We start from the raw sequence: 19,618 nt of genomic DNA, 5'->3' as shown, positions 1-19,618 counted from the left end.
GCTTACGCCGCCCTTCTCTCGCTGTCCGCGATACGCACCATTTCTCGCTCGATATCATTGGTCAATTCGAGGTCGAGTGGGTATTGGCGTCCCGCCTCAGCCATCGCCGCAAGGGACGTCAGGCCGATGTTGGCGGCGGCGCCCTTCAGCGAATGGAGAGTCCGGTCGGCGAGCGTCCGGTCGCTGGTCGACATTGCGCGATGCAGATCGGACAGCAGTGCGGCGGAGTCCTCCAAGAACGAATCCAGCAGGCGATGGAACGCGTCCTTTCCAAGGAGTTCGATCAGTTCCTTGGCTCGCAGATCTGCGGGAATGGCGCCGTCCTGGGGGTCTCCACCGCATGGACGGATCGAGAGGGATTCCGTTTTGTCGGCGGATTCAGCAAGTCCGTCCAGCAAATGCTCGAGCCTTGCCATCGTGACCGGCTTGGCCTCAAACCCGTTCATGCCGGCATCGATGCAACGCCGGCGGTCTACATCGGACGCATTCGCGGTCATGGCTATGATAGGGACGCGGTTGCCCGCCGCCCTGATGGCCCGGGTGGCTTCGATGCCATCCATGATGGGCATCTGCATGTCCATCAGGATCAGGCTGAAGCTGCCTTCGGATGCAAGCCGCACCCCGTCACGGCCATCCGCGGCGAAGGTGACACGTTGCCCCAACAGTTCGAGGAATTGCTGTGCCACCTCGCGGTTTATCGGATTGTCCTCAACCACCAGGATGTCAAACGATGGCAGCACAACAGCCTGTGTTTTCGGGACAACCGGTGGATCGCTGCGCTGAGCCGGCACCTCGAACCAGAAGCAGGATCCGACCCCCGCGGCGCTGTCGACACCGATCGTGCCGCCGAGCCCCTCGACCACCTTCTTGCAGATGGCGAGGCCGAGGCCGGTGCCGCCGAAGCGCCGGCTGATCGTGCCATCGACCTGGCTGAAGGGCATGAACAGCCGATGGCGTGATTCCAGCGGAATGCCAATGCCCGTATCCGACACCTGGAAGCGCAACCATGTCCCGTCTCCGCTCTCGGCCACGCTGAGCCGTATCAGCCCATTCTCGGTGAATTTGACGGCGTTGCTCAACAGGTTGAGCAGCACGCGCCGCAGGCGCGTCGGGTCACCGACATACCATCCTGACTGGGCCATGCAGTCATTCGATATCTCTATACGGTCGCGCTGCTCCGCCGCCCTGCCCTCCATGACGTTGGCTACGTCCCGCAGCATTGCGGGGACATCGAAGGGAACCGTCTCGGCAGCGAGGTCGCCGTGCTCGATCTTGGCGAAGTCGAGTATCTCGTTGATGACTTCCAGCAACGCCTCGCCCGAAGTGTTGATGATGCGGACGCTCTCGCGGTCTCGAGCGGCAAGTTGAGAACGGGACAGCAGTTCAGACATGCCAAGGATGGCGTTCAGCGGAGTGCGAATTTCATGCCCGATAGTGGCCATGAATTCTGATTTGGCGCGGTTGCCGATCTCTGCCGCGCGATAGGCAGTCGACAGTTCGTGGGCCGTGGTCTCGAGTTGTCGGCTTGTCAACTGGACGATACGCAGTTGCCGCATGAGGTTGAGGATCAAGAGGGCAATCGAGCAGCCAAGCGCCATGACGACGGTCGCGGAAAGCTGCTGCAGCCGCATGACCTCGTCGCGTGCGTCGGCGCGTGCGGCCGAAACCGAGGCGTTGGTGTAGCTGAGCAGCGACTCGGTGATTTTCAGCAGACCGCCAAGCGTTTCCGAGGCGCTGACCAGAGTGGTAGGATCAACCATCTCGTCAGCGGCGATGCGGTCGAAGACCGGCTCAAGGCCAACGACGATGTCGCGCACTTGGCTGCGCACGCCGCGAAAGGTCTCACTGGCTTCAAAGAACGAAGCATATTTGGCGTTGTCCAGGATCGAGAGCCGCGAATAGAGGATGTCATAGCGCAGGGTGAGCGCCCGGACCTCATCGGCGCCGACGCTGCTCTTCCCAGCCAGCTTCTCCGTCGCCTGCGCGAGTGTTCGGCTTTCACGGTCGAGCTGGTAGACGGCCCATAAGGCGTCTTCACGAATGCCATCCTGCAATGTGTTCTGCCTGGCCGCCAGGTGAGCGAAGGCACCCGCCAGCGCAACCATGAGCCCGACCGAGACAACGATCAGATAGCGGGTCGCCTTGCCCGCCGTGCGAACCGCCTCGCGGCTCTCGATCAGTTCGGGCTTCAATCGACGACCTCGATTTCCTTGATCTGCCAAACCGAGCGCGAGAAGTATTTCTCGTTGTAAAGTTCGTGGTTCTTGTCGAATGGATAGATCATGAAGAGTGGTCCCTTGTCGCGAACCGACATCGACTTGCCGTTCATCTTCAGGGCAAGAATGGTCTCGTAGTCGGTGGCATCCGCCATCGGCACGTCGGCCGAATAGTCGTTGAGGGCCTTGATCCTCAGTATTTTGCCGTGAGCACCAACGGCTTGGAGAACCGATTGCAGGTAGGGCCCGTCGAACTCGGTGGCGCCGTCCGTCCAGGGGGTGTCCATGATCGCCTGCCGGCCGGCAAGCGCCTGTAGCATCGCCAGGTCGAAGGTCGCCGTATTTGCTGCGTTGGTGTTCTGTATATCGCCGGTAATCGTAAGAATGACCGCGCCCTTCGGCGCCTCCAGGGATGCACACATCGCACTGGACACCGGCAAGGCGCCAAGCAGCGCAGCCGCAATCAGGAATTTCATCGAATGGTCTTTCTGTAGCCGGCGCTGGTCGCGGCGGCAGGCACGGGGATGCGACTGTGGCGTCGCTATTGTGCAAGGAAATCGCAACCGCCGGCCTCAAACCGGCACGGACGGGCGGCATCATGCCTTCGCCTTGTGGCGATCGTCCGAGGTAACTGCTTGGTCTTACCGATGACAGATTTCAATTTGGTAAAAGCTATTTGAGGGATTGTGCATATTGTCAAATTGTTGCCACCAGCCGTGCAAACCTGTCTGGATTGATTTCGCGCAACGCAAGCCGCGGTCGCGACGCTAAGCTTCGGGCATGCTCGCGAACCTTCTTGTCGGCACAATCGCCATTAGTCTGACGGTCCTTGTTCACACCTTTGGTCTCATCGCAGTCACCCATGCGATGACCCATATGGTTGCGCATTTCCGGATGCATGGCCGCCGTAGCCGCATTGTCGCAATGATCAGCGTGGTAATGGGCCTCTTCGCCGTCATGACCGCCGAGGTCTGGCTCTGGGCAGGCCTATACAGGTTGCTGGAGATTTTCGACGACTTCGAAACCGCGCTCTACTTCTCGACCATTACGTTTTCGACGGTCGGCTATGGGGATGTCGTGCCCGCCCATGCATGGCGTGTCCTGGCAGCACTCGAAGGCGTGAACGGATTCCTGCTCATCGGATGGTCGACTGCTTACCTGATCGCGGCCGGCACCCGTATCGGCCCATTCAAGGCCGGGGAACATTTCTGACCATCTACACTCAGACCGCCACAGAATGCCTGGCCTTGCCGGTCTCGAGATATTTGTCGAATTTCGCCGCGACGCTTCTGACAAAGGGGCGGCTTTCCGCCGGCACGACGAAGCTGTCACTATCAAGTTCCAGCAAGCCCTCGGGGTCACGAAGCGCGGTGGAGCTCGCCGTGAGCAGAAGTCTTTGGCCTGCTTCGCCAAAGCGCTCCACCAATTCGATCGCCGAGAAGGCGAAGTCGCACATCAACTTCTCGATGATCCAGCCGCGAACGCGGTCGTCTTCGGTAAGCGCGATACCCCGGACAGCCGCCAGCCCACCGTCCGAGACCATGCGTCCATATTCCGCGGTCGACGGCATGTTTTGGGTATGGCCTTGGCGAAATTGACTGATGGACGATGGGCCGAGACCGATCAGTGTTTCACAGCGATCCTCGGTGTAGCCTTGGAAATTGCGGCGCAAGCAGCCGGTTCGGGCCGCCACGGCCAATGAATCGTTGGGCTTGGCGAAATGGTCGAAGCCTACGGCTTCATATCCGGCGTTCAGCATAAGACAAGCGGCCAGTTGCGACTGGGCAAACCGCTCTGCCGAGCCCGGCAACCATGCCTCGTCGATCATCGTCTGATGCTTCTTGAACCACGGCACATGCGCGTATCCAAACAATGCCATCCGATCCGGTTCCAGGGTCAACGCCTGCGCGACCGTAGAGGAGACGCTCTCCCTGGTTTGATGTGGCAAGCCATAGAGCAGGTCCAGATTGACGGATCTGACGCCCCGCGCGCGAACCCCGTCCACAACCGCCTTGGTCTGTAGAAAGCTCTGCTCGCGGTTGATCGCCTTTTGCACCTTCGGGTCAAAATCCTGCACGCCGAGACTCGCCCGGGTCATGCCGATCTCGGCAAGAGCGTCGAGGCGCGCATCATCCATATCGTTGGGATCGATCTCGACGCTGATCCTGGCATCCGGGAGAAATTCGAAGTTCTTGCGCAAAACCGCTCCCAGCGCGACCAGATCCTCCGGCTTGAGCATGGTTGGCGAGCCGCCGCCAAAATGCACGGCGCGGACATGACCCCTGCCGCCGACGAGACCGGCGACCGTTGCGATCTCGGCATGCAGCGAACGAAGATAGATGGCCACCGGTTGGTAATGGCGTGTCTGCTTGGTATGGCAGGCGCAGAACCAGCAGAGCCTGTCGCAGTAGGGGATATGCAGATAGAGCGAAATCTCGTCACCGCTTCCAATCGCTTCCAGCCAGCCCCGCTGGATGGCGGCATCCACGCCCGGGTGAAAATGCGGAGCGGTCGGGTAACTTGTGTAGCGCGGGACGTTCTCACCCAATCTGGCGGCCAGTTCCGATTTCATTTTACCTTCCATCATCCCGGCAAGCTTGAATCTTGCAGGAATGAGTTCTGGCTAATGGCCCTTGCGGCCGCCTTGATTTCGGTCAATGCCGCTGTGCGTAAACTGGGGCAGGGATTTCTGGTCGCCGATACGATCTTGCCCGCAGTCAAGGATTCCTTGGACAATCATGATGACAATGCGCCAGGACATCCACAGCTCCGGCATCCCCGTGCTTTGCCAATCCTGCGAAGCGCGGCATCGCGGCGTCTGCGGTGCGCTCGACGCGGAGCAGCTCGCTGGGCTTGCCAAGACGTCGTCCAGGCACAACGTCGAGCCAGGCGTGGAACTGATAGGCGACGCCGAAACTGTCGACACCTATTCGAATTTGCTTTCCGGCGTGGTGAAACTCACCAAGAGCCTTTCAGACGGGCGCCAGCAGATTGTCGGCCTCCAGTTCGCCCCTGATTTTCTGGGGCGGCCTTTCAAGGCGGAAAGCGCAATCAACGCAGAAGCCGCCACTGCCGTTTCCGTGTGTTCGTTTCCCAAGGCCGCCATCGAACGGATAATGAAGGAATCACCGGAACTGGAGCATCGTCTGCTCAAGCAGACCCTGAACGAACTCGACGAAGCTCGCGACTGGATGGTGACTCTCGGGCGCAAGAGTGCTTCGGAAAAGGTGGCGAGCTTTCTCCTGATGATCGCCAGGAACATCGACCCTGCGCTTGACCCGTCCGCCCAGTCCACAAGTTTCGACCTGCCGCTGATCCGCGCCGACATCGCTGATTTCCTTGGTCTGACGATCGAGACTGTGAGCCGCCAGCTGACCAGGCTGCGATCGGATGGCGTGATTCGGATCGAGAACAACAGGGAAGTCACCGTCGACAACTTGACCCGGTTGCAGCGACGCTCCGGCGTCTAGGATCAATCGACTATCCCGATCATCGGCAAGACGTGCTCACGTTCAAAGGCGATATGCCGGCGCATACTTTCAAAGAAGCCGCGCAACATGAAGCCGATTGCCTCGGCATTCTCGACCGTTTCGCCATGGCCGATCGCCAGCAGGATTTCGGTCACCTCGCCGGCAAAGCATTCGTCCTCGACATGTTCGGCGCGCAATCGCCGGATTGAAGCAAGGCTGGCGTCGCTATCAGCCGCGGCAGCCTCGTAGACCGGAAAGATGATTGCCTCCTCGTATCGATGCGTGTTCCGCAACAGCGGAACGATCGCATTTGCGGTAGCCAGACATGCGAGGCAATCGACCCTGGGCAGGGTGTCTGCGATCCTCTCAAGGGCTTCGCAGAGCCGCAGCTTTTCCAGATGCGCACGTTTCATCACCGCCGCCGGAACTGCCTCCCTGCCGGATCGAGCTGCCCGTATCGAATTTTCGCGGCTCGTTTCGAACAGCAACGATTCCAGCTCCTTCTCCCAGTTCAACGGCAGCCTCCAGATCGTTTGCGCGACCGAAGCTGCCCAATCCAAAAGCAAGTGGCTTTGACATGGATCAAGGCGGCGAAGGGGCGCCTGCTGAATTGCTGTTGCTGCGGATTGACGTCCGCGCATCGGAGTCGACGTCGGGGACATGTCATGAAGTTCGGCACGCACATCTTTGTTTTGGGCCTGTTCGCCTTTGCGGCTTTTGTGGCTGCCGGCTTCGGGGTGGACGAGCCCTTTCGCCAGCATATGTGGGTGCTGCTCATCGTGCTGCTGGGTTTCACCGCCATTCTTCTACGCAACACGAGTTTCGCGCCGGCAGTCGCGGTCGATCCGTCAGCCTACATGGATGGTCCCATCCGCTACGGGGCCATCGCCACCATATTCTGGGGTGTCGTCGGCATGCTGGTCGGCGTCGTCATCGCGCTACAGCTTGCATATCCCGATCTCAACATACAGCCTTGGTTCAACTTCGGCCGCTTGCGGCCGGTGCATACGTCGGGCGTCGTCTTTGCCTTCGGCGGCAACGCGCTGCTGTGCACATCATTGTATGTCGTGCAACGCACCTGCCGCGCCCGCCTCTTCGGTGGCGATCTCGCCTGGTTCGTGTTCTGGGGTTATCAGCTCTTTATCGTGATGGCGGCGACTGGCTATCTGCTCGGCATCACCGAGAGCCGCGAATACGCCGAACCTGAATGGTATGTCGACATCTGGCTGACCATCGTCTGGGTCGCCTATCTCATCCTGTTCCTCGGCACGATCCTGAAACGCAAGGAACCGCACATCTACGTCGCCAACTGGTTCTATTTGTCCTTCATCATCACTGTCGCGATGCTGCATGTGGTCAACAACCTGTCGATGCCGGCCTCATTCCTCGGCTCGAAGAGCTATTCTGCCTTCTCCGGCGTCCAGGACGCCCTGATACAATGGTGGTACGGCCACAACGCGGTCGGCTTCTTCCTCACCGCCGGCTTCCTCGGCATGATGTATTACTTCGTACCCAAGCAGGCGAACCGGCCGGTCTACTCCTACCGCCTCTCCATCATTCACTTCTGGGCGCTGATCTTCCTCTACATCTGGGCAGGCCCGCATCACCTCCACTACACCGCCCTGCCCGACTGGGCGCAAACGCTTGGCATGGTGTTCTCGATCATGCTGTGGATGCCATCATGGGGCGGCATGATCAATGGCTTGATGACGCTGTCCGGTGCCTGGGACAAGCTGCGCACCGATCCGATCATCCGCATGATGGTGATGGCCATCGCCTTCTACGGCATGTCGACCTTCGAAGGGCCGATGATGTCGATCAAGACGGTGAATTCGCTGTCGCACTATACCGACTGGACCATTGGCCACGTGCACTCCGGTGCGCTCGGCTGGGTCGGCATGATCTCGTTCGGCGCAATTTACTTCATGGTGCCGAAGCTGTGGAACCGTGAACGGCTCTATTCACTAAGGCTCGTCACCTGGCACTTCTGGCTCGCGACGCTCGGCATCGTCGTCTACGCCGCCGTCATGTGGGTGTCGGGCATCATGCAGGGCCTGATGTGGCGCGAGTACGACGAGCAGGGCTTCCTGGTCTACTCCTTCGCCGAAACCGTCGCCGCCATGCACCCCTATTATGTGATGCGCGCTATCGGCGGGGCGATGTACCTCTCGGGTACCCTGATCATGGCCTGGAACATCGCCATGACGATCCTCGGCCACCAGCGCGAGGAGCAACCGATGCCGGGCTCCGTTCCCGCCCCTCAGCCTGCCGAATAAGGAGCCAGAAAATGGGCTTGATGGACAGACACGCGATCGTCGAGAAGAACGCCACGCTTCTTCTCGTTGGTTCCCTTCTGGTGGTGACGGTCGGCGGCATCGTCGAGATCGCACCACTCTTCTATCTCGACAACACGATCGAGAAGGTCGAAGGCATGCGGCCTTACTCGCCGCTCGAACTCGCCGGCCGCAACATCTATGTGCGCGAGGGCTGCTACCTCTGCCATAGCCAGATGATCAGGCCGTTCCGCGACGAGGTCGAGCGCTACGGCCACTACAGCCTGGCTGCTGAGTCGATGTATGATCATCCCTTCCAGTGGGGATCGAAGCGTACCGGACCCGATCTCGCCCGGGTCGGTGACCGCTATTCGAATGCATGGCACGTCGCACATCTTTCCGATCCACGTTCCGTGGTGCCGGAATCGATCATGCCGAGCTATGCGTTCCTGAAGGACGCACCGATCGAAGTGAAGGATTTCTCAACGCATCTGGTCGCCAACCGGCGTGTCGGTGTCCCCTACGACGACGACATGATCGCGCACGCCAACGCCGATCTGATGGCGCAGGCCGATCCGAACGCCGATACCTCCGGCCTTGAGAAACGCTATCCAAAAGCCAAGATCGGCGACTTCGACGGCAACCCGCAGCAGGTCACCGAAATGGATGCCCTTGTCGCCTACCTGCAGATGCTGGGCACTCTGGTCGATTTCAAGAACTACGACGAAGCCGCCGGCTACCGCTGAGGAGTTTTATCCATGGATTACAATTTAATGCGGGAGTTTGCTGACAGCTGGGGCCTGGTCGCGATGGCGCTTTTCTTTGTTGGGGCAATTGTCTTCGCCCTGCGCCCCGGTAGCCGCAAGCTGGCAGAAGAAGCTGCCCGGATTCCCCTTGAGGACGAGTGATCATGAGCGACGAGCACATCGATGAAATCTCCGGCGTCTCGACCACCGGCCACGAATGGGACGGCATCCGGGAATTGAACAACCCGCTACCTCGCTGGTGGGTGATCACATTTTACGTCACCATTGTCTGGGCCATCGGTTACACCATCGCCTATCCGGCATGGCCGCTGCTGCACTCGGCGACAACGGGGGTGCTCGGCTATTCTAGCCGCAATGAAGTCAAGAACGAACTGGCCGCGGCAGAAGTCGCGAAAGGCAAATATCTCTCGGCGGTAGAGTCCAAGAGCGTCTCGGAGATTGCGGCAGACGATGCGCTGCGCGAATTCGCCGTCGCCGCCGGCGGCGCCGCCTTCAAGGTCAACTGCACACAGTGCCACGGCTCTGGTGCTCAGGGCTCCAAGGGCTTTCCCAACCTCAACGATGATGATTGGCTGTGGGGCGGCAAGGCGGAGCAGATCCAGCAGACGATCACGCACGGCATCCGCTTCGTATCCGACCCGGACACGCGGCTGTCTGAAATGCCGGCCTTCGGCGACATCATAACCGCCGACCAGATCGCACAGGTCAGCGCCTATGTCGCCAGCCTGTCCGGAAAGGTCGTGGATGCAAGCCTCGTCGCGCCGGGCTCCAAGGTCTTTGCCGAGAATTGCGTGGCCTGTCACGGAGACAACGCAAAAGGCAACAAGGAACTCGGCGCCCCTGATCTGACCGACGCGATCTGGCTTTACGGCTCCGGAGAGACGGCAATCGCCGACCAGGTTCGCGCACCGAAGCAGGGCGTGATGCCGGCCTGGGGCGCGCGCCTGGGCGAAACCAAGGTCAAGGAACTGGCGGTTTACGTGCATTCGCTTGGCGGTGGAGAATAGCAACGGGGGTCTATTCTCTGGCCCTCTCCGTGCAAGCGACGAGGCCCGGCCATGCCGGGCCTCGATCTGTTAGCGGCATGCGGCGATTGACCTGCATCAACGCGGCTCAACCCTATCGGTGGCAAAGTCCGGCAAACGCTGCATTTCGCGCGCTTGTCTGAAACCGATCAGGCCAACTGCCTGCGAAATCACAAGCTGCGCGACGGGAGACAACAGTGCTGGACAATACGCAGGTAGAACGGCTCGAAGCCGAGGCCGTCAACTCCGCCAAAGTGCGCCAGCCAATGTATGCCGCGCGCAAGAAAATCTTCCCGAAGCGGGCATCGGGCAGCTTTCGCCAGTTCAAATGGATCGTGATGGCGGTAACGCTCGGCATTTATTATCTGACGCCGTGGTTGCGATGGGATCGAGGCCCATTTGCCCCTGATCAGGCGGTGCTGCTCGATGTCGCCAACCGGCGCTTCTACTTCTTCTTCATCGAGATCTGGCCGCAGGAATTCTATTATGTGGCCGGCCTCCTGGTCATGGCCGGCGTCGGTCTTTTCCTGATCACGTCGACTGTCGGACGCGCCTGGTGCGGCTATAGCTGCCCGCAGACCGTATGGGTCGATCTGTTTCTGGTCGTCGAGCGGGCCATCGAGGGTGACCGCAACGCGCGTATGAAACTCGACGCCGGACCCTGGAGCCCCCGCAAGCTCGTGCTGCGTGTATCAAAGCACGCCATCTGGCTGGTCATAGGCGCGGCGACCGGTGGCGCATGGATCTTCTATTTCGCCGATGCGCCGACGTTGGTCGGCGAACTCTTCACCGGCACCGCGGCGCCAATCGCCTACATCACCATCGCCGTGCTGACGGCGACGACCTATACGTTCGGCGGGCTGATGCGCGAGCAGGTCTGCACCTATATGTGCCCATGGCCGCGTATCCAGGCAGCCATGCTCGATGAAAATTCTCTCACCGTCACCTACAATGACTGGCGCGGCGAACCGCGTTCGCGTCACGCCAAGAAGGTTCTGGCAGCGGGGGAATCCGTCGGCGATTGCGTCGACTGCAATGCCTGCGTGGCGGTCTGCCCGATGGGGATCGACATCCGCGACGGACAACAGCTTGAATGCATCACCTGCGGGCTTTGCATCGACGCCTGCGACGGCGTCATGGAAAAGCTGGGCAGGGAGCATGGACTGATCTCCTACGCGACGCTCTCCGACTACAACGCCAACATGATGCTGGCGACCGCCGGCGGCTCCAGTTCAGTCCAACCGTCGCTGGTCAGGACCGCTGATGGCCTGTTCTCCGACAAGGTGGCTCACTTCCATATCCGCAAGATCTTTCGGCCCCGCACCTATGTCTACATGGGTATGTGGTCGCTGATCGGCCTGGGCGTGGTCTATTCGCTGCTGACGCGTGACCGGCTCGAGGTGAACGTGCTGCATGACCGAAATCCGCAATTCGTCACGCTGTCCGACGGTTCGATCCGCAACGGCTACACCGTCAAGCTGCTCAACATGATCCCTGAGCCACGAACGATCGTCGTCACGATGCAAGGCTTGCAAGGGGCCGAAATGAGCGTGGTCGGCGACGACCTAAAGGCAAGCCGCTCCTTCGCCATCCCGGTCGAGCCCGATCGCCTGAAAATGCTGAAGGTCTTCGTGCGGCAGCCAGCGGACCAGATCCAGGGCACAGCGCAGACCTTCACGTTCCGGGTCGAGGACAAGGCGAGCTTCGAATCGGACGAATACACGGCCACCTTCAACGCACCGGAGATCGCCAGATGACTGCCAAGGCGCAAAGGCCCCGCGAATTCACCGGCAGGCACATGCTGGCCATCATCCTTGCCTTTTTCGGTGTGGTCATCGCGGTCAACCTGACCATGGCGACACTCGCCAACACAAGCTGGACCGGCCTTGTCGTTGAGAACACCTACGTGGCCAGCCAGCAATTCAACAAAAAGGCCGAGGAAGGGCGCGCGCAGGCAGCCCTTGGCTGGAGCGGGAACCTGACCATCGCATGGGGTGAGGTTCGCTATAGCCTGACCGATGCGGCCGGCAAGCCGGTTACCCTGCGTGGCGTCAAGGTGTTGTTTCGTCATCCGGCCTACGAGAAAGAGGACAAGGCTATCACGCTCGCCCCCGCCACGGGCCAGGAATTCGCCGCCCAGCATACGCCGAAGGACGGCGTCTGGATCGTCGAGGTGGACGCCGATGCAGGTCTCGCGAAGCCCTATCGCGAGGTCCGCAGGATCATGATTTCCCATGGAGCGCTGAAATGAGCTGTTGTGCGCCGGGCGCCGAAATGGCGCTGGACCTGGGCAGCTCCACATCGGTTCTGCCATCCGGCCAGGAGATCAGGCTGGCGAGCCGGCCGCTTGGCGACAACCTTCGCCAGACCGATCTTTCGGTGCCGAGGGTTCATTGCGGGGCCTGCATCCAGACGATCGAGACGGTGCTGGGAAAACTGGACAATGTCGAAGGCGCGCGCGTCAACCTGTCGACGAAGCGCGTCGCGATCCGGTGGCGTGGGGATCAAGTGCCACCCTTCGTCGACGCGCTTGGCAGGCTGGGCTACGAGGCGCATTTGTTCGCCCCTGAGGTGGATGAGAAGGATAAGACGCTTGCGGAGCTGATCCGCGCCGTCGCTGTTGCCGGCTTTGCGGCTGGCAACATCATGCTGCTTTCTGTCTCGGTCTGGTCCGGCGCGGATGGCGCGACGCGCGACCTGTTTCACTGGGTCTCGGCGCTGATCGCCATTCCCGCACTGGCCTTCGCCGGCGGCATCTTCTTCCGCTCAGCCTGGAACGCATTGCGCCATGGCCGCATGAACATGGACGTGCCGATCGCGGTCGGGGTGTCGCTTGCTTATGCCATGAGCCTCTATGAAACGATCAATCATGGCGAACAAGCCTATTTCGACGCGTCGGTGTCGTTGCTGTTCTTCCTGTTGATCGGCCGCACGCTGGATCACGTGATGCGGGAGCGTGCCCGCACCGCGGTGAAAAGCCTGTCGCAGCTGGCCGCGCGTGGCGCCATGGTGCTGCGCGCAGACGGCGCACGGGACTATTTGCCGGTTGGCGAGATCGAACCAGGGATGCAGCTGCTGATAGCAGCCGGTGAAAGAATCCCGGTTGACGGCAAGATCATCCAGGGAGCGTCGGATCTCGACTGTTCGCTGGCCTCAGGCGAGAGCACGCCGAAAAACGTGGCGTCAGGCGAAGCCGTGCAGGCTGGCGTGCTCAACCTTACCGGCCCGCTGACGATCGAGGCGACAGCCTCCGCAAAGGATTCGTTCCTGGCCGAAATGGTTCGGCTGATGGAGGCTGCCGAGGGCGGTCGTGCGCATTATCGCCGCATCGCCGATCGCGTCTCGGCGCTCTACGCGCCTGTGGTTCATCTCACCGCCTTGGTGACGTTCCTGGGCTGGATCGCGACGACCGGCGACTGGCACCGCGCGATGACGATCGCCATCGCTGTTCTCATCATCACATGCCCCTGCGCGCTCGGTCTTGCGGTGCCGATCGTCCAGGTGGTCGCCGCGCGGCGCCTGTTCGAGAACGGCATCATGGTCAAGGACGGCTCGGCGATGGAACGCCTGGCAACGATCGACACGGCGGTGTTCGACAAGACCGGAACGCTCACGCTCGGCCAGCCCCGGCTCGTCAACGCGTTGTCGATCGATCCCGCAATGTTGGCAATCGCGGCAGACATGGCCGCGCATTCGCGCCATCCATTTTCAAAGGCCGTGGCCGGATTTGCCGCTCCTGGCGGGCACCATAAATTCGATGCGGTCACCGAGCACCCGGGATTTGGCATCGAAGCCACTGACGCCGGAAGCACCTGGCGGCTGGGTCGACGCGGATGGGCTGGGTGGAAGGCTCGAACCGGTGGTGAAGGCAAACATGGCTACGGCGGAACGGTCCTGACGAAAAACGGGATGATTGTCGCATCCTTCGTTTTCGAGGATGCATTGCGTGCCGACGCTTGTGCGGCCATCGATCAATTGAAGCATGCTGGGATGTCGGTGGAAATGCTGTCGGGCGATACCGCGGCAGCCTGCGCCGAGGTTGCGAAAGGGCTGGGTGTCGATGACTTCGTTCCCTGCCTGCTGCCATCCGGCAAGGTCGAGCGCATCGAGACCCTGGAGAAGGACGGGCACAAGGTTCTGATGGTTGGCGACGGCCTCAACGACACGCCGGCGCTGCGCGCGGCGCATGTCTCGATCGCGCCGGCCACCGCCGCCGACATTGGCCGCAACGCAGCCGACTTTGTCTTCCTGCGCGAAAGTCTTCTGGCCGTGCCTCTCGCGTTGGACGTCTCGCGCAAGGCGGGCGGCCTGATCCGCCAGAACATCGCGATTGCGATCATCTACAACGCTGTCGCCGTGCCGATCGCCATCCTGGGACACGTCACACCTCTTATCGCGGCGATCGCCATGTCCGCTTCTTCGCTGCTTGTGATCGGAAATGCGCTGCGACTGCAAGGTTCAATGCCAAATTCGCTGGCGAAGAGTGTTCGGCGCGACGTTCCGAAATAAATGAATTGGCCCCATCCGCATGACCACCCTCACCTACCTCATACCCGCTGCTCTCTTTCTTGGTGCGCTTGGCCTGGGGGGCTTCCTGTGGGCTTTGAAAAGCGGCCAATATGAAGATCTCGACGGGGCCGCCGAGCGGATTCTGATCGATCCAGAAGATAAAATTGGCCGCTGATCTTCAGAACTCCGCCAGTGACAGCACACATTTGCAGAAAACTGCAACACCAAACTTTTACATGTCAAATCTTGCTCGCATGCCGAAGCTGTTCTTTCTGCGATTAACCTCCACCAATTTGCGCCAGCGCAAAGAAACGCTGCGTCAGGTCAGCTAGGTTCTGCTTATCCGCAACGGTTGAGAGACAGGAGACTCTGACATGATCACGCGACGCGAAGCTCTGCTCGGTGCAGCGATTGGCGCTGCCACCGTGGCAGCACTGCCGGCATTTTCGGCAACTGTGACAAAGGCAGACATTCAGGGTCTCGTCCGAGAGAAGATCAAGCTTGTGGCGCCGCCTTTCGTGCATCCGCACGAGCAGGTCGCCAAGGGCGGACCGAAAATCGTCGAGTTCACCATGACGATCGAGGAAAAGCCTGTCGTCATCGATGCCGACGGCACAAAGCTCAATGCGATGACCTACGATGGGTCGATCCCCGGGCCGCTGATGGTGGTGCATCAGGACGATTATCTCGAGCTGACGCTGATCAATCCGGACACCAACTCACTTGCCCACAACATCGACTTCCATGCCGCCACCGGCGCACTGGGCGGCGGCGCGCTGACCTTGATCAATCCGGGCGAACAGGTGACCTTGCGCTTCAAGGCGACGCGAACCGGGACATTTGTCTATCACTGCGCGCCAGGTGGTCCGATGATCCCATGGCATGTCGTCTCCGGCATGAATGGCGCAATCATGGTGCTGCCGCGCCACGGCTTGAGGAACGACAAGGGCGAGCCGGTAAAATACGACAAGATCTTCTATATCGGCGAGAGCGACTTCTATATCCCGCGCGATGAGAAGGGCAACTTCAAGAGCTACGAATCGGCCGGTGACGGCTACGATGACATCGTCAAGGTGATGCGCGGACTGATCCCGACGCATGTCGTGTTCAACGGCAAGGTCGGCTCCTTGACCGGCGACAACGCCATGACGGCGAAAGTCGGAGAAACCGTCTTGATCGTCCACTCACAGGCCAACCGCGATACCCGGCCGCACCTGATCGGCGGCCACGGCGATTATGTCTGGCAACAGGGCAAATTCGCCAATCCGCCGGCCAAGGATCTGGAGACATGGTTCATCCGTGGCGGTTCTGCGGGTTCGGCGCTCTACACCTTCCTGCAGCCAGGGGTTTACGCATACGTCAACCACAATCTGATCGAGGCCGTGGAACTCGGGGCGACCGCTCACTTCAAGGTCGAGGGCGAATGGAATGATGACCTGATGACGCAGGTCGAGGCGCCCAAACCCATCGCCACCAACTGAACGTCACTCCTATTTGCCCGGACAGTGACGCTGTCCGGGCTTGGAGAAAAGACATGTCCCCTCTCATGCTCAAGCTCGTACCGATCGCCATGGTGACCGCGGCTGTGACGGCGGGGCTCTCGATGCAGGCGGCCCGTGGTCATCGACAGTCCCACGCCGTTGCGATGACGGTTATCCTGCCTGGCGGCTCGATCACGTACCCAATGCCGGGCGAGTTCCTGAAGGACGGACACCCGCAAGCCAATCCCAAGGTTGATCGGCAAATCAGCGCCCCACTCGACATCATGGCCAACCAAGTCAGCGCCGCTGACTACACGGATTGTGTGTCGGCGGGTGCCTGTCGGCCGGCGCAGGAGACCCGGTCAATCCCGCGTGACGCACCTGCGACAGGGGTGAGTTATCTCGACGCCGTCGCCTACGCCCAATGGTATTCCGATGTGACCGGCAGCCAATGGCGGCTGCCTTCCGACGAAGAGTGGGCCTTTGCCGCCGCGGAGCGGTTTGCAGGAGAATTCGAGGGCGTCGAAAACGACGCCAACAATCCCGCTAGGCGGTGGCTCACCGGCTACCAGGCCGAGGTCGACCTCAATCGCAAACCAGATCCGTTACCCAGGAGCCGCGGCTCTTTTGGCTTCAATTCCCTGGGCCTCGCCGACTTTTCGGGCAACGTCTGGGAATGGACTTCGACCTGCTATGTCCGCACGACGCTGGCCGACCAAGGAGGCGGTGTTGCGAGTTCGGTCGACAATTGCGGCGTCCACGTTCTTGAAGGCCTCCACAGAGCTTATATGTCGAACTTCGTCAGCGACGGCAAAAGCGGCGGCTGTGCCGTTGGCACGCCTCCTGACAATCTGGGTTTCAGGCTGGTGCGGGACCGTACGGAATGGGTGAACCGTATCCTCGGCTACTTCGGCATTGCCTGACAGATCGGAAGCGGCTCCTGCGGTCGCGTCTTCGACGGCCGCCCGCTCTCCCGCCTCACCGCGCCTTTGGCGTCATCAACGCGAGTCCGTGGACGAGGACGAAGCCGGCGAATGCCGCCACCCATGCCGTGCCAGCCATGTCGATCGCCACGTCAGAAGGGACGAAGGCGGCCAGGATTCTCAATGATCCCGCGAGCAGGACGGTCACGAAGATGAACGAGGCACCTTTCCCAGCCTTGAGCTCTCGCCCGGTATGGCCGAGCGTCGCGCGGGTCATCACGGCAAGCGTCATCGAGCCCACCGCACCTGTTCCGAGCGCATGCAGTCCCGCCGCCGCCGGCACGGCATCGGGAAACAAGATCGACGCCGAGATCAGGGCAAGCCCAACCGGCACGAAGGCATAGGCAAGATGCAGAACGAGCACCAGCGGATCCCGCAATGTACGCTCGCCAGCCCAGCGTGATAGCCGCCACGCCTGGCAAATGGCGGCGACGGCGATAAGCAGTGCTGAGGAGGTCTTGTCTGGGACGAATGTCCATGTTCCTAGCGCAACGGCTGAAACGGCTATGGATGCGATGTCAAAACGGTCGAACGGTGCCGGCAGCCTGCCAGGATTTTCGCGCACGAGCCAGTTGCGTGTGAAGCTCGGAATGATGCGCCCGCCGATCAGCGAGATGAGCATGATTGCAGCAGCCATGCCGAGCCGGCGGCTGATGTCGGATGCGCCTTCAAGGTGCGCTTCGATGTGGAACGCACCGTTGGCACAAGCCAGGACCGCAAGCGGCAGCAGCACCTTGAGGTTGCGCCAGTTGCGCCCCGCGACGATTTCGCGTGTCGCCGCCGCAGCGACCGCCAGCAGAAAAGAGCCATCGACCACAGCGGCTGTTTGCCAACCGATATCCGCCGAGAAGAAGACGGCGGCGCGGCCGGCAAGCCACAGGACAACCAGCGCCAGCAGCGGCAGGCCTTGCACGGGCAGCCGGCCGGTCCAGTTGGGAATGGCGGTCAGCAGGAACCCGGTAATGATCGCCGGCAGATAGCCGAACAACATTTCGTGGATGTGCCAGTCGACCGGGACAAACGCACTGTGGCCATCGAGCGCGCCGGCATACATCGGTAGCCAGAGCAGAATGGAGAGCGCGGCATACAGCGAACCGAGGAAGAAGAAAGGCCTGAACCCGTAGGATAGAACCGCGGGTCCGGTGTAGGCCCGCAGGCGTGGAGTCCCCATGATCTGTATCTCCAATGAACAGGGCCGGATGAACCGCCGCCCTCGGTCCGTCCGGCCCTTTCCCGCCTCACTTATGGCAGGCAGGCTGTACGATGCTTCAGTTGGCCGGAACCTGGGTGAACAGGTCGGCGAACACCGTCTTTGCCTTGCCAGGATGCTTGACCGCCTTGGCCGTATCGAGATTGACCGGCTTGCCGACAACGATCAGCGCGACCATGCCCATGCCGTAGTGGGGCGCGCATTTCACACCGTAGACGCCCTCCTTCGTAAGCGTGACGGTGATTTCCTCACTGGGCTTTCCCTTGAAAGGCTCAGCGCCGTCCGGAATCATGTCCTTGATCGACTCGGCATTATGCGTCTTGTCGGTCGGCACGAACTTCACGGTGTCGCCAGGAGCGGCCTTGACGAAGGCCGGCTGGAAAACCATTGCACCTTTTTCGCCCTTGTTGAGCATTTGCACCACATGCTCTTCGGCGCTTGCGCCGCCGGCGAGCGCCAGGATGGAGACTGCGGCGGCGAGGATGGAGAGTTTCATCGGTTTGTCCTTGTTTCGTCTTCGCGGCATTGCGCCGTTCCATGCCATTTAGCCTGATGCGACTGGGAACAATTTGCGCTGGCGCAAACTCGGGATAAGAAAGGGCTGCCGCACGATTGATGCGGAAGGGCCGTGAGGGATCCGCTTGGCTGCGCTGGACCGATCGCTGATTTCTCGACTGCCGCTCTTCCAGGGGCTGACACCCGACGAGCAGAGCGAGATCCTGCGAAACGCACGGTCGTCCCGCTATGCCAAGGACTCTGCGATCTTCGAGCAGGAGGCCGAGGCCCATTCCTTCTTCGTTCTGATCGCCGGGCACATACGGGTGATCCGCACCACGCCGGACGGACAGCAGGTCATCGCCAGATACATCAGCGAAGGCGAGATCTTTGGCGTCGCCGCGGCGCTGGGGCGGACGACCTACCCCGCCAGCGCCGTCGCGGCGGTGGATTGCGTGGTGCTGGCTTGGCCCAATGCTCATTGGCCGGAGTTGGCGCGACGATTCCCGGCCTTTGGGGCAAGCACCTACAGGACGGTGGGAACCAGGCTGCAGGAGGCCCAGACGCGCGTGGTGGAGATGTCCACGGAACAGGTGGAGCAGCGGGTCGCGCATGCCTTGTTGCGATTGGCAAACCAGACCGGCCGAAAGACCGACAGCGGCCTCGAGATCGATTTCCCGATATCGAGGCAGGACATTGCCGAAATGACGGGGACGACGCTGCACACCGTCAGCCGGCTGCTCAGCAAGTGGGAGGAGAACGGAATAGTCATCAGCGGGCGCCAGAAAGTCACCGTCAAGGATGCGCATCGCCTCGTGGTTCTGGCCGAGAACCGGGACAAGGACTGACCGTCATCGTTCTCCTCGAATGGTCAATTCGAGTTCGATCAGAAAGTCGCCCTCATCGACCCGATGTTCCCTGCACGCCTCGGTAACTGTATGGAAAGTGCCGATCGGACAGCCGACGCAGAGCATCTTGTGTCTCAGCACCACAGCCACCGTTGCCGGCCATTTTCTCATGATTTCGTCGACGACCATGTCCGGGTTGATTGAACTGCGCTGCTTCACGATGACGTCTCCGCGATTTGCGAAGCCCCTTCATAAATCTCCTTAGGACCGCCCTCGTTGCGCTTTCGCAACTTCATAGGAATTGGTTCCGAACCATCTCGGGACCGCCAGATGGCGGTGCC

General features: G+C 60.8%; 21 protein-coding genes. 14 read left to right on the top strand and 7 right to left on the bottom strand.

Annotation, left to right across the window (positions count from 1 at the left end; genetic code table 11):
- Positions 1 to 2: 2 nt before the first annotated feature.
- Together EB230_RS12905 and EB230_RS12900 are read right to left on the bottom strand one after the other, a co-directional pair.
- Positions 3 to 2,192: an ATP-binding protein gene (locus tag EB230_RS12905; protein WP_172372555.1), complete on the bottom strand. Its 2,190-nt coding sequence runs from the start codon at positions 2,190 to 2,192 to the stop codon at positions 3 to 5.
- Complete coding sequence (locus EB230_RS12900; RefSeq protein ID WP_172372553.1) at positions 2,189 to 2,692, bottom strand: molybdopterin-dependent oxidoreductase; 504 nt, start codon at positions 2,690 to 2,692, stop codon at positions 2,189 to 2,191. The genes EB230_RS12905 and EB230_RS12900 overlap by 4 nt, the downstream gene beginning before the upstream one ends.
- A 304-nt stretch (positions 2,693 to 2,996) precedes the next feature.
- Here EB230_RS12900 and EB230_RS12895 point away from each other — a divergent pair, with 304 nt between their 5' ends.
- On the top strand, positions 2,997 to 3,428 hold the full coding sequence (locus EB230_RS12895; RefSeq protein WP_056570675.1) for a potassium channel family protein: 432 nt from the start codon (positions 2,997 to 2,999) through the stop codon (positions 3,426 to 3,428).
- Between the two features lie 10 nt (positions 3,429 to 3,438).
- Here the strand turns inward: EB230_RS12895 and hemN are convergent, their stop codons facing one another.
- Positions 3,439 to 4,788 (bottom strand): oxygen-independent coproporphyrinogen III oxidase, encoded by a 1,350-nt coding sequence (gene hemN / locus EB230_RS12890; protein ID WP_172372551.1) that lies wholly within the window; start codon positions 4,786 to 4,788, stop codon positions 3,439 to 3,441.
- Between the two features lie 169 nt (positions 4,789 to 4,957).
- Between hemN and EB230_RS12885 the strand changes: the two genes are divergently transcribed.
- On the top strand, positions 4,958 to 5,686 hold the full coding sequence (locus EB230_RS12885; protein WP_172375055.1) for a Crp/Fnr family transcriptional regulator: 729 nt from the start codon (positions 4,958 to 4,960) through the stop codon (positions 5,684 to 5,686).
- Between the two features lie 2 nt (positions 5,687 to 5,688).
- On the opposite strand, the gene EB230_RS12880 is transcribed toward EB230_RS12885, so the two are convergent.
- Positions 5,689 to 6,099, bottom strand: a complete 411-nt coding sequence (locus EB230_RS12880) for a hemerythrin domain-containing protein (protein WP_056572006.1) — start codon at positions 6,097 to 6,099, stop codon at positions 5,689 to 5,691.
- Between the two features lie 252 nt (positions 6,100 to 6,351).
- Between EB230_RS12880 and ccoN the strand changes: the two genes are divergently transcribed.
- From ccoN to EB230_RS12825, 11 genes are all read left to right on the top strand, one after another.
- On the top strand, positions 6,352 to 7,962 hold the full coding sequence (ccoN, locus tag EB230_RS12875; RefSeq protein WP_056570671.1) for a cytochrome-c oxidase, cbb3-type subunit I: 1,611 nt from the start codon (positions 6,352 to 6,354) through the stop codon (positions 7,960 to 7,962).
- 11 nt (positions 7,963 to 7,973) lie between these two features.
- A complete protein-coding gene (ccoO, locus tag EB230_RS12870; RefSeq protein ID WP_056570669.1) occupies positions 7,974 to 8,705 on the top strand; it encodes a cytochrome-c oxidase, cbb3-type subunit II in 732 nt (243 codons plus the stop codon).
- Positions 8,706 to 8,717: 12 nt separating this feature from the next.
- Complete coding sequence (locus EB230_RS12865; RefSeq protein ID WP_056570667.1) at positions 8,718 to 8,867, top strand: CcoQ/FixQ family Cbb3-type cytochrome c oxidase assembly chaperone; 150 nt, start codon at positions 8,718 to 8,720, stop codon at positions 8,865 to 8,867.
- A 2-nt stretch (positions 8,868 to 8,869) separates the two neighbouring features.
- Positions 8,870 to 9,733, top strand: coding sequence for a cytochrome-c oxidase, cbb3-type subunit III (gene ccoP, locus EB230_RS12860; RefSeq protein ID WP_172372549.1), 864 nt, complete (start codon positions 8,870 to 8,872; stop codon positions 9,731 to 9,733).
- A gap of 215 nt (positions 9,734 to 9,948) precedes the next feature.
- Positions 9,949 to 11,508 carry a cytochrome c oxidase accessory protein CcoG gene (gene ccoG, locus EB230_RS12855; RefSeq protein WP_172372547.1) on the top strand — a complete coding sequence of 520 codons (1,560 nt, stop codon included), beginning with the start codon at positions 9,949 to 9,951 and terminating at the stop codon, positions 11,506 to 11,508.
- A complete protein-coding gene (locus tag EB230_RS12850) occupies positions 11,505 to 12,002 on the top strand; it encodes a FixH family protein (protein WP_056570661.1) in 498 nt (165 codons plus the stop codon). The genes ccoG and EB230_RS12850 overlap by 4 nt, the downstream gene beginning before the upstream one ends.
- Positions 11,999 to 14,260, top strand: coding sequence for a cation-translocating P-type ATPase (locus EB230_RS12845; protein ID WP_056570659.1), 2,262 nt, complete (start codon positions 11,999 to 12,001; stop codon positions 14,258 to 14,260). Before EB230_RS12850 ends, EB230_RS12845 begins: the two co-directional genes overlap by 4 nt.
- Positions 14,261 to 14,279: 19 nt before the next feature.
- Positions 14,280 to 14,435: a cbb3-type cytochrome oxidase assembly protein CcoS gene (gene ccoS / locus EB230_RS12840; RefSeq protein ID WP_056570657.1), complete on the top strand. Its 156-nt coding sequence runs from the start codon at positions 14,280 to 14,282 to the stop codon at positions 14,433 to 14,435.
- Positions 14,425 to 14,592, top strand: coding sequence for a hypothetical protein (locus EB230_RS12835; RefSeq protein WP_155772521.1), 168 nt, complete (start codon positions 14,425 to 14,427; stop codon positions 14,590 to 14,592). Before ccoS ends, EB230_RS12835 begins: the two co-directional genes overlap by 11 nt.
- Before the next feature lie 42 nt (positions 14,593 to 14,634).
- A complete protein-coding gene (gene nirK / locus EB230_RS12830) occupies positions 14,635 to 15,741 on the top strand; it encodes a copper-containing nitrite reductase (protein WP_172372545.1) in 1,107 nt (368 codons plus the stop codon).
- Between the two features lie 65 nt (positions 15,742 to 15,806).
- Positions 15,807 to 16,664, top strand: a complete 858-nt coding sequence (locus EB230_RS12825) for an SUMF1/EgtB/PvdO family nonheme iron enzyme (protein ID WP_348626808.1) — start codon at positions 15,807 to 15,809, stop codon at positions 16,662 to 16,664.
- Positions 16,665 to 16,719: 55 nt separating this feature from the next.
- Here EB230_RS12825 and EB230_RS12820 read toward each other — a convergent pair whose 3' ends face one another.
- Entirely contained in the window at positions 16,720 to 17,895 is a 1,176-nt protein-coding gene (locus EB230_RS12820) for an NnrS family protein (protein ID WP_056570651.1), read from the bottom strand.
- Between the two features lie 97 nt (positions 17,896 to 17,992).
- Positions 17,993 to 18,430, bottom strand: coding sequence for a pseudoazurin (locus EB230_RS12815; RefSeq protein ID WP_056570649.1), 438 nt, complete (start codon positions 18,428 to 18,430; stop codon positions 17,993 to 17,995).
- 145 nt (positions 18,431 to 18,575) lie between these two features.
- Between EB230_RS12815 and EB230_RS12810 the strand changes: the two genes are divergently transcribed.
- Entirely contained in the window at positions 18,576 to 19,277 is a 702-nt protein-coding gene (locus EB230_RS12810; RefSeq protein WP_056570647.1) for a Crp/Fnr family transcriptional regulator, read from the top strand.
- Positions 19,278 to 19,280: 3 nt separating this feature from the next.
- Here EB230_RS12810 and EB230_RS12805 read toward each other — a convergent pair whose 3' ends face one another.
- A complete protein-coding gene (locus tag EB230_RS12805; RefSeq protein ID WP_056570645.1) occupies positions 19,281 to 19,496 on the bottom strand; it encodes a DUF1858 domain-containing protein in 216 nt (71 codons plus the stop codon).
- Positions 19,497 to 19,618: the final 122 nt, after the last annotated feature.

Origin of the sequence: Mesorhizobium sp. NZP2234 (assembly GCF_013170765.1) — a bacterium.
Lineage (GTDB): Bacteria > Pseudomonadota > Alphaproteobacteria > Rhizobiales > Rhizobiaceae > Mesorhizobium > Mesorhizobium loti_D.
This window is presented reverse-complemented; position numbering and strand designations above follow the sequence as displayed.

Coding starts and splice junctions, on each gene's coding strand:
- ccoP (WP_172372549.1), top strand. CDS start 8,870: ATGAGCGACGAGCACATCGATGAAATCTCCGGCGTCTCGACCACCGGC.
- EB230_RS12850 (WP_056570661.1), top strand. CDS start 11,505: ATGACTGCCAAGGCGCAAAGGCCCCGCGAATTCACCGGCAGGCACATG.
- EB230_RS12845 (WP_056570659.1), top strand. CDS start 11,999: ATGAGCTGTTGTGCGCCGGGCGCCGAAATGGCGCTGGACCTGGGCAGC.
- EB230_RS12820 (WP_056570651.1), bottom strand. CDS start 17,895: ATGGGGACTCCACGCCTGCGGGCCTACACCGGACCCGCGGTTCTATCC.
- EB230_RS12880 (WP_056572006.1), bottom strand. CDS start 6,099: ATGAAACGTGCGCATCTGGAAAAGCTGCGGCTCTGCGAAGCCCTTGAG.
- EB230_RS12825 (WP_348626808.1), top strand. CDS start 15,807: ATGCTCAAGCTCGTACCGATCGCCATGGTGACCGCGGCTGTGACGGCG.
- EB230_RS12895 (WP_056570675.1), top strand. CDS start 2,997: ATGCTCGCGAACCTTCTTGTCGGCACAATCGCCATTAGTCTGACGGTC.
- nirK (WP_172372545.1), top strand. CDS start 14,635: ATGATCACGCGACGCGAAGCTCTGCTCGGTGCAGCGATTGGCGCTGCC.
- ccoO (WP_056570669.1), top strand. CDS start 7,974: ATGGGCTTGATGGACAGACACGCGATCGTCGAGAAGAACGCCACGCTT.
- EB230_RS12900 (WP_172372553.1), bottom strand. CDS start 2,692: ATGAAATTCCTGATTGCGGCTGCGCTGCTTGGCGCCTTGCCGGTGTCC.
- hemN (WP_172372551.1), bottom strand. CDS start 4,788: ATGAAATCGGAACTGGCCGCCAGATTGGGTGAGAACGTCCCGCGCTAC.
- ccoN (WP_056570671.1), top strand. CDS start 6,352: ATGAAGTTCGGCACGCACATCTTTGTTTTGGGCCTGTTCGCCTTTGCG.
- EB230_RS12885 (WP_172375055.1), top strand. CDS start 4,958: ATGACAATGCGCCAGGACATCCACAGCTCCGGCATCCCCGTGCTTTGC.
- EB230_RS12865 (WP_056570667.1), top strand. CDS start 8,718: ATGGATTACAATTTAATGCGGGAGTTTGCTGACAGCTGGGGCCTGGTC.
- EB230_RS12815 (WP_056570649.1), bottom strand. CDS start 18,430: ATGAAACTCTCCATCCTCGCCGCCGCAGTCTCCATCCTGGCGCTCGCC.
- ccoS (WP_056570657.1), top strand. CDS start 14,280: ATGACCACCCTCACCTACCTCATACCCGCTGCTCTCTTTCTTGGTGCG.